The sequence below is a fragment of the uncultured Amaricoccus sp. genome (assembly GCF_937891315.1).
Classification (GTDB): Bacteria; Pseudomonadota; Alphaproteobacteria; order Rhodobacterales; family Rhodobacteraceae; genus Amaricoccus.
On record NZ_CALAGI010000182.1, the window covers coordinates 1 to 8,529 of the forward strand.

Annotated in this window: 9 protein-coding genes; all 9 read left to right on the top strand. The window is 68.8% G+C overall.

All coding sequences use genetic code 11. The features are described 5' to 3' along the window. The first annotated feature begins 153 nt into the window (after positions 1 to 153). The 9 genes from metK (at position 154) to Q0480_RS17895 (ending at position 8,355) form a co-directional block, all read left to right on the top strand. Positions 154 to 1,323, top strand: a complete 1,170-nt coding sequence (gene metK / locus Q0480_RS17855) for a methionine adenosyltransferase (RefSeq protein ID WP_299135040.1) — start codon at positions 154 to 156, stop codon at positions 1,321 to 1,323. Positions 1,324 to 1,342: 19 nt separating this feature from the next. Further along, entirely contained in the window at positions 1,343 to 2,041 is a 699-nt protein-coding gene (locus tag Q0480_RS17860) for a tRNA (guanosine(46)-N(7))-methyltransferase TrmB (RefSeq protein WP_299135041.1), read from the top strand. A gap of 195 nt (positions 2,042 to 2,236) precedes the next feature. After that, on the top strand, positions 2,237 to 3,610 hold the full coding sequence (gene aroA, locus Q0480_RS17865; protein ID WP_299135042.1) for a 3-phosphoshikimate 1-carboxyvinyltransferase: 1,374 nt from the start codon (positions 2,237 to 2,239) through the stop codon (positions 3,608 to 3,610). Further along, positions 3,610 to 4,263 (top strand): (d)CMP kinase, encoded by a 654-nt coding sequence (cmk, locus tag Q0480_RS17870; protein WP_299135043.1) that lies wholly within the window; start codon positions 3,610 to 3,612, stop codon positions 4,261 to 4,263. The genes aroA and cmk overlap by 1 nt, the downstream gene beginning before the upstream one ends. Positions 4,264 to 4,379: 116 nt before the next feature. Beyond that, entirely contained in the window at positions 4,380 to 6,047 is a 1,668-nt protein-coding gene (gene rpsA, locus Q0480_RS17875) for a 30S ribosomal protein S1 (RefSeq protein WP_299135050.1), read from the top strand. A 2-nt stretch (positions 6,048 to 6,049) separates the two neighbouring features. Continuing rightward, positions 6,050 to 6,964, top strand: a complete 915-nt coding sequence (sppA, locus tag Q0480_RS17880; protein WP_299135044.1) for a signal peptide peptidase SppA — start codon at positions 6,050 to 6,052, stop codon at positions 6,962 to 6,964. A gap of 77 nt (positions 6,965 to 7,041) precedes the next feature. Next, positions 7,042 to 7,323 carry an integration host factor subunit beta gene (gene ihfB / locus Q0480_RS17885; protein WP_299135051.1) on the top strand — a complete coding sequence of 94 codons (282 nt, stop codon included), beginning with the start codon at positions 7,042 to 7,044 and terminating at the stop codon, positions 7,321 to 7,323. A 32-nt stretch (positions 7,324 to 7,355) separates the two neighbouring features. After that, entirely contained in the window at positions 7,356 to 7,694 is a 339-nt protein-coding gene (locus tag Q0480_RS17890) for a LapA family protein (protein WP_299135046.1), read from the top strand. Positions 7,695 to 7,704: 10 nt separating this feature from the next. Then, entirely contained in the window at positions 7,705 to 8,355 is a 651-nt protein-coding gene (locus tag Q0480_RS17895; protein ID WP_299135048.1) for a phosphoribosylanthranilate isomerase, read from the top strand. Positions 8,356 to 8,529: the final 174 nt, after the last annotated feature.

An 8,529-nucleotide genomic window follows, 5' to 3' on the forward strand; every position in this document is an offset into this window, starting at 1 on the left:
TCGTCACCATCGCCGCTATCGTACTCTGGATACGGTAAGTGTCCACAGATCCTAGGAGGGGGCGGCGGGCGGCCGCGTGGCGGGCGATCGGTCATTGACCTCGCTTCCCCGCGTGCGTACCACGGCCCGGGTCTTTTTCACACGGGTGATCGCATGAGTAACCGTTCCGACTATATCTTCGCATCCGAGTCCGTTTCGGAAGGTCATCCGGACAAGGTTTGCGACCGGATCTCCGACGCCGTGCTGGACGCCTTTCTGACCGAGGATCCGGAGGCGCGGGTCGGCTGCGAGACTTTCGCCACCACCGACCGCGTGGTCGTCGGCGGCGAGGTTCGCGGCCCGGGCGCCGTGCTCGCCCGCGTCGAGGACATCGTGCGCGACTGCGTGAAGGACATCGGCTACGAGCAGAAGGGCTTTCACTGGGCGACGCTCAACGTCCAGAACTATATCCATGGCCAGTCCGAGCATATCGCCCAGGGCGTCGACGCCGGCGAGAACAAGGAAGAGGGCGCCGGCGACCAGGGGATCATGTTCGGCTACGCGGTGGCCGAGACGCCGGAGCTGATGCCCGCGCCGATCCACTACGCCCATGCGATCCTGCGCCGCCTCGCCGAGGTGCGCAAGAGCGGCGAGGAGCCGCGGCTCGGCCCGGATGCCAAGTCCCAGCTTTCGATCCGCTACGAGAACGGCGAGCCCGTCGAGGTGTCGAGCCTGGTGCTCTCGACCCAGCATCTCGACGAGGACATGAGTTCCGCCGACGTGCGGGCCATGGTCGAGCCGCACATCCGCGCCGTGCTGCCCGAAGGCTGGCTGACCGAGGCGACCGCCTGGCACGTGAACCCGACCGGCAAGTTCGTCATCGGCGGACCGGACGGCGACGCGGGCCTGACCGGGCGCAAGATCATCGTCGACACCTATGGCGGCGCGGCCCCGCATGGCGGCGGCGCTTTCTCGGGCAAGGACCCGACCAAGGTCGACCGTTCGGCCGCCTATGCCGCGCGCTATCTGGCGAAGAACGTGGTCGCCGCCGGCCTTGCCAAGCGCTGCGTGATCCAGCTCAGCTATGCGATCGGCGTCGCGCGTCCGCTGTCGATCTATGCCGATACCTTCGGCTCGGGCCTGGTGTCGGAGGCCGCGATCGAAAAGGCGGTGGCCGGCGCGATCGACCTGACCCCGCGCGGCATCCGCACCCATCTCGGCCTCAACAAGCCGATCTATCAGCGGACCTCGGCCTATGGCCATTTCGGCCGGGCGACGGACGCGGACGGCGGCTTCTCCTGGGAGCGGCTCGATCTCGCGGACAAGCTGAAGGCCGCGGTCTGACTCGTCGCGCCGAAGAGAGATGATCGAGACACTGACCGGCGCGGCCCAGCCGCGCCGAAACTTCTACGGACGTCGGCACGGCAAGGCGTTGCGCCCGACCCAGCGCCGGCATCTGGAGGAACTGCTGCCGCGGCTCGCGGTGCCCGGCGTCACCCCCGGCGGCGCGGTCGATCCCGCGGCGCTCTTTCCGGGCGCGCGCGAGATCTGGCTCGAGATCGGCTTCGGCGGCGGCGAGCATCTCGCCGCCACCGCCGCCGCGCATCCGGACATCGGCCTTCTCGGCTGCGAGCCGTTCGTCAACGGCGTCGCCATGGCCCTGCGCCAGATCGAGCTGGGCGGGGCGGTCGGCAATGTGCGGCTTCATGTCGGCGATGCCCGGGATCTCGTCGATCTTCTGCCGGACGGGGCGCTCGGGCGGGTCTATCTCCTCTATCCCGACCCCTGGCCCAAGGCGCGGCATCGCGACCGGCGGTTCACCAGCCCCGAAAACCTGACGGCGCTGGCGCGGGTGATGGCGCCCGGCGCCGAGCTGCGGCTCGCCACCGATATCGCCGACTATGTCGAGCATTCGCTGGCCTCGGTCGCCGAGGTGCCGGCGTTCGAACGCGGCGCGGCGCCGATCGATGCGCCCTGGCCGGGCTGGCACCGCACGCGCTACGAGGCGAAGGCGCTGACCGCGGGACGGCGCCCGAACTATCTCATCTTCGTCCGGCGCTGAGAGACTGTCCGAAAACGCCGCCAGCCGGTCCGACGGGTCCTTGTCGCGCCCCGGCGCGGAGATTATCCACGCCGGGATCACGAAAATCCCTCGCCGGCCCGACCGGCCGGGTTTTCAGACGCTCTCCGAGCGGCCCTGTGGACCGGCGGGCGGCGAGCGCGTAAGAGACCGGCGAGCGGCGCGAGGAGACGAAGCATGGCGGGGCACGGCGAGGCGATTCCGATGCGGTCGCGGGCCATCGGCCCGCTGCGTGGCGTGGCCGACGTGCCGGGCGACAAGTCGATCTCGCACCGCGCGCTGATCCTCGGCGCGCTGTCGGTGGGCGAGACCCGGATAACCGGCCTGCTGGAAGGTCAGGACGTGCTCGACACCGGCGCGGCGATGCGCGCCTTCGGGGCGCGGGTCGAGCGGCTGGGGCCCGGGGACTGGGCGGTGGACGGCGTTGGCGTCGGCGGCTTCCAGGAGCCGGCGGATGTGATCGACTGCGGCAATTCCGGCACCGGCGCGCGGCTCATCATGGGCGCGATGGCGACCAGCGATCTGACGGTGGTGTTCACCGGAGACGCCAGCCTGCGCTCGCGCCCGATGGGGCGGGTAACCGAGCCGCTGGCACTGTTCGGCGCCGCGGCGCATGGCCGGCGTGGCGGGCGACTGCCGCTGGCGCTGCGCGGCGCGGCCAATCCGGCGCCGGTGCGTTATGCGACGCCGATGCCGTCGGCACAGGTCAAATCCGCCGTGCTGCTCGCCGGCCTCAACGCGCCGGGCGAGACCGTGGTGATCGAGCGCGAGCCGACGCGCGACCATACCGAGCGGATGCTCGCCGGTTTCGGCGCCGCGGTCACGACCGAGGTCACGTCGGAGGGGCGCGTCATCACCCTGACCGGCCAGCCCGAGCTGCGGCCCCAGGCGATCGCCGTGCCGCGCGACCCGAGTTCCGCTGCCTTTCCGGTCGTGGCGGCGCTCCTGGTCGAGGGGTCGGACGTGCTGGTACCGGGGATCGGGCTCAATCCGACCCGCGCCGGCCTCTATGACACGCTGATCGAAATGGGCGCGGATATCACCTTTCTCGACCGCCGGGATGAGGGAGGCGAGACCGCCGCCGACCTGCGCGTGCGGTTCGGGCCGCTGCGCGGCATCGAGGTGCCGCCGGCTCGCGCCGCCTCGATGATCGACGAATATCCGGTGCTCGCCGCGCTGGCCGCCACGGCCGAAGGGCCGACGGTGATGCGCGGCGTCAAGGAACTGCGGGTCAAGGAATCCGACCGGATCGATGCCATGGCCCGCGGGCTCGAGGCCTGCGGCGTGGCGATCGAGGAGGGGCCGGATTTCCTGATCGTCCACGGCCGCGGCCCCGGCGGGGTCGAAGGGGGCGCCACGGTTGGCACGCGGCTCGACCACCGGATCGCGATGGCTTTCCTCTGCCTCGGCCTTGCGACGAGAAAGCCGGTCACCATCGACGACGGCGCGCCGATCGCCACCAGCTTCCCCGGCTTCGTCGCGCTGATGCGCGGCCTCGGCGCCGAGATCCACGAAGGCGCCGACGCGCCGCTGGCGCGGGCCGGGGCCTGATGGCGAAGCCGCCCGCGGAATTCAACGCGCAGTTCACCGTGGCGATCGACGGTCCCGCCGCCTCCGGCAAGGGCACCATCGGCCGCGCCGTGGCCCAGACCTTCGGCTTTTCCCATCTCGATACCGGGCTGCTCTATCGCGCGGTGGGCATGCGGGCGCTGAACGACGGTCGGGGCGTCATCGATCCGCATTGGGCGGCGGAACTCGCGCGCCGCCTCGATCCCGAGGATCTGGAGACGCCGGACCTTCGCACCGCGCGCGCCGGTCAGGCCGCGTCGCGCGTCGCGGCGCTGCCCGAGGTGCGGGCGGGGCTGCTCGATTTCCAGAAGCGCTTCGCCCGCCGGCCGGGCGGCGCGGTGCTCGATGGCCGCGACATCGGCACGGTGATCTGCCCGAAGGCCGAGGCGAAGCTCTATGTCACCGCCTCCGACGAGGCGCGCGCCCGGCGCCGGCACGCGGAACTCGGCGGATCGCTCGACCAGGTGCTCGCCGACCTCCGCGCGCGCGATGCGCGGGACGCGTCGCGCGACGTCGCGCCGATGCGCGCGGCGCGGGACGCGTGCCTTCTCGACACGACCGATCTGACCATCGAAGCGGCGATCGCCGAGGCGGTCGCCTTCGTCGCCAGCCGATTCAAGCGCGCGGGGGCTTGACCCCGGCCGCGTTTTGCTGTTGAGCGCCGCGATACATTCCTGAAAGACCGGTGGACTCAACCGCCTGGCCAGAAAACACCACACTGGAGACCTGAATGTCGGCATTCGCTGCGACAATGGAAGATTTCGAAGCCCTGCTCAACGAGAGCTTCGAACTGGAGACCCCCGACGAGGGTTCGGTCGTCAAGGGCATCGTCCTCGCCATCGAGGCCGGACAGGCCATCATCGACATCGGCTACAAGATGGAAGGCCGTGTCGATCTGAAGGAATTCGCCGCTCCCGGCAAGAATCCCGAGATCAAGGTCGGCGACACCGTCGAGGTCTATCTCGACCGCGTCGAGAACGCCAAGGGCGAGGCCGTCCTCTCCCGCGAGAAGGCCCGCCGCGAAGAGGCCTGGGACCGCCTGGAGAAGGCCGCCGCCAAGGAAGAGCGCGTCGAGGGCCAGATCTTCGGTCGCGTCAAGGGTGGCTTCACCGTCGATCTCGGCGGCGCCGTGGCGTTCCTGCCCGGCTCCCAGGTCGATGTGCGCCCGGTGCGCGACGCCGGCCCGCTGATGCACATGAACCAGCCGTTCCAGATCCTGAAGATGGACCGTCGCCGCGGCAATATCGTCGTGTCGCGCCGCGCCGTTCTGGAAGAATCCCGCGCCGAGCAGCGCGCCGAGATCGTCGCCAAGCTGACCGAAGGCGAAGTGGTCGACGGCGTCGTGAAGAACATCACCGAATACGGCGCCTTCGTCGATCTCGGTGGCGTCGATGGTCTGCTGCATGTCACCGACATGGCCTGGCGCCGCGTCAACCACCCGTCCGAGATCCTGAACATCGGCGAGACCGTCAAGGTCCAGGTGATCAAGATCAACAAGGACACCCAGCGCATCAGCCTCGGCATGAAGCAGCTGCTGGCCGATCCGTGGGATTCGGTCGAGGCGAAGTTCCCGATCGGCTCGAAGCACACCGGCCGCGTCACCAACATCACCGACTACGGCGCCTTCGTGGAGCTGGAGCCGGGGGTCGAGGGGCTGGTCCATGTCTCCGAAATGTCCTGGACCAAGAAGAACGTGCATCCCGGCAAGATCGTCTCCACCTCCCAGGAGGTCGAGGTGCTGGTGCTCGAGATCGACAGCGCCAAGCGCCGCGTCTCGCTCGGCCTGAAGCAGACCCAGGGCAATCCGTGGGAAAACTTCGCCCGTTCGCATCCGAACGGCACCGAGGTCGAAGGCGAGATCAAGAACATCACCGAATTCGGCCTGTTCATCGGTCTCGACGGCGATATTGACGGGATGGTGCATCTCTCCGACCTCGACTGGAACCGGTCGGGCGAGGAGGCGATGCAGGATTTCCACAAGGGCGACATGGTCAAGGCCGTGGTTACCGACGTGGACGTGGACAAGGAGCGGATCTCGCTCTCGATCAAGGCGCTCGGCGGCGATCCCTTCACCGAAGCGACGTCGGGCGTGAAGCGCGGCGACGTGGTGACGGTGAATGTCACGGCGATCGAGGACGGCGGCATCGAGGTCGAATACGACGGGATGAAATCCTTCATCCGCCGGTCCGACCTCAGCCGCGACCGCTCCGAGCAGCGGCCGGAACGCTTCACCAAGGGCGACAAGGTCGATGCGCGCATCACCAACATCGACAAGGCGGCGCGCAAGCTCAACCTGTCGATCAAGGCGCGCGAAATCGCCGAAGAGAAGGAAGCGGTTGAACAGTACGGCTCGTCCGACTCCGGTGCCTCGCTCGGCGACATTCTCGGCGCCGCCCTTCGTCGCCGCGACGACGCCTGAGCTTGGACGTTCTCGAACGCGACTTCTACGAGGAACGGCGCCGCAAATGGCGCCGTTCGGCTTTCTGGCGCGGCTTCTTCGTCGCCTCGGCGCTCGGTCTCCTCGTCGCCGCCATCGCGTGGCGGGACGAGATCGGGCGGGCCACCGACCAGGTCGCCCGGTTCGAGATCTCGGGCGTCATCATCGATGATCCCGGCCGCGACGCTCTGCTGGCGGACATCGCCGACAGCGACAATGTGAAAGCTCTGCTCCTGCGCATCAATTCGCCGGGCGGCTCAACGGCGGGCTCCGAGGCGCTGTTCGCGTCGCTGCGCGCGGTCGCGGCGAAGAAGCCGGTGGTCGCGGTTCTCGGCGAGGTCGCGGCTTCGGGCGGCTATATCGCGGCGATCGGCGCCGACCATATCGTCGCGCGCGGCAACAGTGCGACCGGCTCGATCGGCGTCATCCTCGAATATCCCGACTTCACTGACCTCATGGCCCGCCTGGGCATCGGTATCGAGACCGTGCGCTCCTCCGAGCTGAAGGCGGAACCCTCGCCGTTCCGGCCGACCAATCCGGCGGCGCGGGCGCTCGACCAGGCGATGATCGACGAGAGCTACGGCTGGTTCCGCGGCCTCGTGGGCGAGCGCCGCGGCCTCGAAGGCGCGCGACTCGACGCGGTGGCGACCGGCGCGGTCTTCACCGGGCGCGTGGCGCTCGACCGCGGGCTCATCGACGAGATCGGCGGAGAGCCCGAGGCGATCGCCTGGCTCGAATCGCGCGACGCCACGCTGACCGACCTGCCGACCGCCGATTGGGAACAGGAAAGCGAAGAGACGTTCCTCGGTGGACTCCTCGGCCTTTCGGGGTCAAGCGGCGGGATTCTTGGAGAAATATCGACCCGGATCGGCCCGAAGCTCTATTCCCTCATGCGGTGAATCCTGCCAGTATGCCGCCATTGGCAACGCGCGAGAAAAATTTCCTCGCGACGGTCGAGTGGATCCAGGTGGCGAGCATGATCAAATCCGAGCTCATTCAGAAGATCGCCGAGGAAAATCCGCACCTGTTTCAGCGCGACGTCGAGCGCATCGTCAGCACCATCTTCGACGAAATCATCGAGGCCATGGCCGCCGGAAACCGGGTCGAGCTGCGCGGATTCGGTGCCTTTTCAGTGAAGAAGCGCGACGCGCGGCAGGGGCGCAATCCGCGCACCGGCGACGCGGTGGTGGTGGACGAGAAGCATGTGCCGTTCTTCAAGACCGGCAAGCTGTTGCGCGACCGTCTGAACGACGGCTAGGATGGCCGCGCGGGCGTAATACGGGAGCCGTCATGCGGACCATCAAGATTCTCCTTCTCTGCCTCATCCTCGTCGGGATCGTGATCCTGTCGCTGGCGAACCGCGAGATCGTCACACTGAATCTGTTGCCGGTTGGCATGGATAGCGTGCTGAAGCTCTCGATCGAGATGCCGCTGTTTCTTGTCAGCCTGCTGTCGATCGTGGTCGGCATGGTCATCGGCTACCTGCTTGAATGGCTGCGCGAGCACAAGCATCGACGCCGCGCCTCGCAGAAGTCGAAGGAGGCGGCGCATCTCGGCCGCGAGGTCGACCGGTTGCGCAAGTCGACCGGCAAGGCCGACGACGACGTTCTGGCACTGCTCGGCAACTGAGCCCGGGACGGTGCGGGTCAAGATCTGCGGTTTGCGATCGCGAGCCGACGCGGCCGCCGCGGTGGCGAGCGGTGCGTTCTACGGCGGGCTGGTGTTTTTCCCGCGATCGCCGCGCCACCTGACGCTCGCCGATGCGCGCTGGGTCACGCAGGCGATGCCGGAGCATCTGATCCGCGTCGCGCTGACCGTCGATGCCGAGGATGCCGATTTCGAGGCGATACTCGAGGTGGTCCGGTTCGACATGCTGCAGCTTCATGGCCACGAGACGCCCGAGCGGGTCGCCACTATTCGCCAGCGCTTCGGCCTGCCGGTGATGAAGGCGGTAGGGATCGCCGCCGAGGAGGATCTGGCGGTGGTCGATGACTACGCCTCCGTCGTCGACATGCTGCTGATCGATGCGCGGCCGCTGGCGGGCGCGGCGGTCCCGGGCGGCAACGGCGTCGCCTTCGACTGGCGGCTGATCCAGGGGCGCCGCTGGCCGGTGCCCTGGATGCTGGCGGGCGGCCTTACCTCCGCCAACGTCGCCGAGGCGGTCCGCCTGACCGGCGCCGACCAGGTCGATGTCTCCTCCGGCGTCGAGAGCGCGCCGGGGCTGAAGAGTCCGCGTCTCATCTCCGACTTCGTGCGCGCGGCCTCGGATCCGACGGCCGCGCTCGCCTGAGCGTGGGAAGGTCCCGTCCTTCCGGGCCGGGACCGAAGGCTCCCGCGGGGCGCGGCCCTTGGGCCCCGCTCCGGCTGACGCCGGAGCGCCGGAGCGGCCCGTTGGCCGCGAGTCCCTTGTTCTCCCCGCCCGTTGGCGGGGCCCCTCGTCCTGCCCGATAGGAATTCTGCCAAT

Coding starts and splice junctions, on each gene's coding strand:
- metK (WP_299135040.1), top strand. CDS start 154: ATGAGTAACCGTTCCGACTATATCTTCGCATCCGAGTCCGTTTCGGAA.
- aroA (WP_299135042.1), top strand. CDS start 2,237: ATGGCGGGGCACGGCGAGGCGATTCCGATGCGGTCGCGGGCCATCGGC.
- rpsA (WP_299135050.1), top strand. CDS start 4,380: ATGGAAGATTTCGAAGCCCTGCTCAACGAGAGCTTCGAACTGGAGACC.
- ihfB (WP_299135051.1), top strand. CDS start 7,042: ATGATCAAATCCGAGCTCATTCAGAAGATCGCCGAGGAAAATCCGCAC.
- Q0480_RS17860 (WP_299135041.1), top strand. CDS start 1,343: ATGATCGAGACACTGACCGGCGCGGCCCAGCCGCGCCGAAACTTCTAC.
- cmk (WP_299135043.1), top strand. CDS start 3,610: ATGGCGAAGCCGCCCGCGGAATTCAACGCGCAGTTCACCGTGGCGATC.
- Q0480_RS17890 (WP_299135046.1), top strand. CDS start 7,356: ATGCGGACCATCAAGATTCTCCTTCTCTGCCTCATCCTCGTCGGGATC.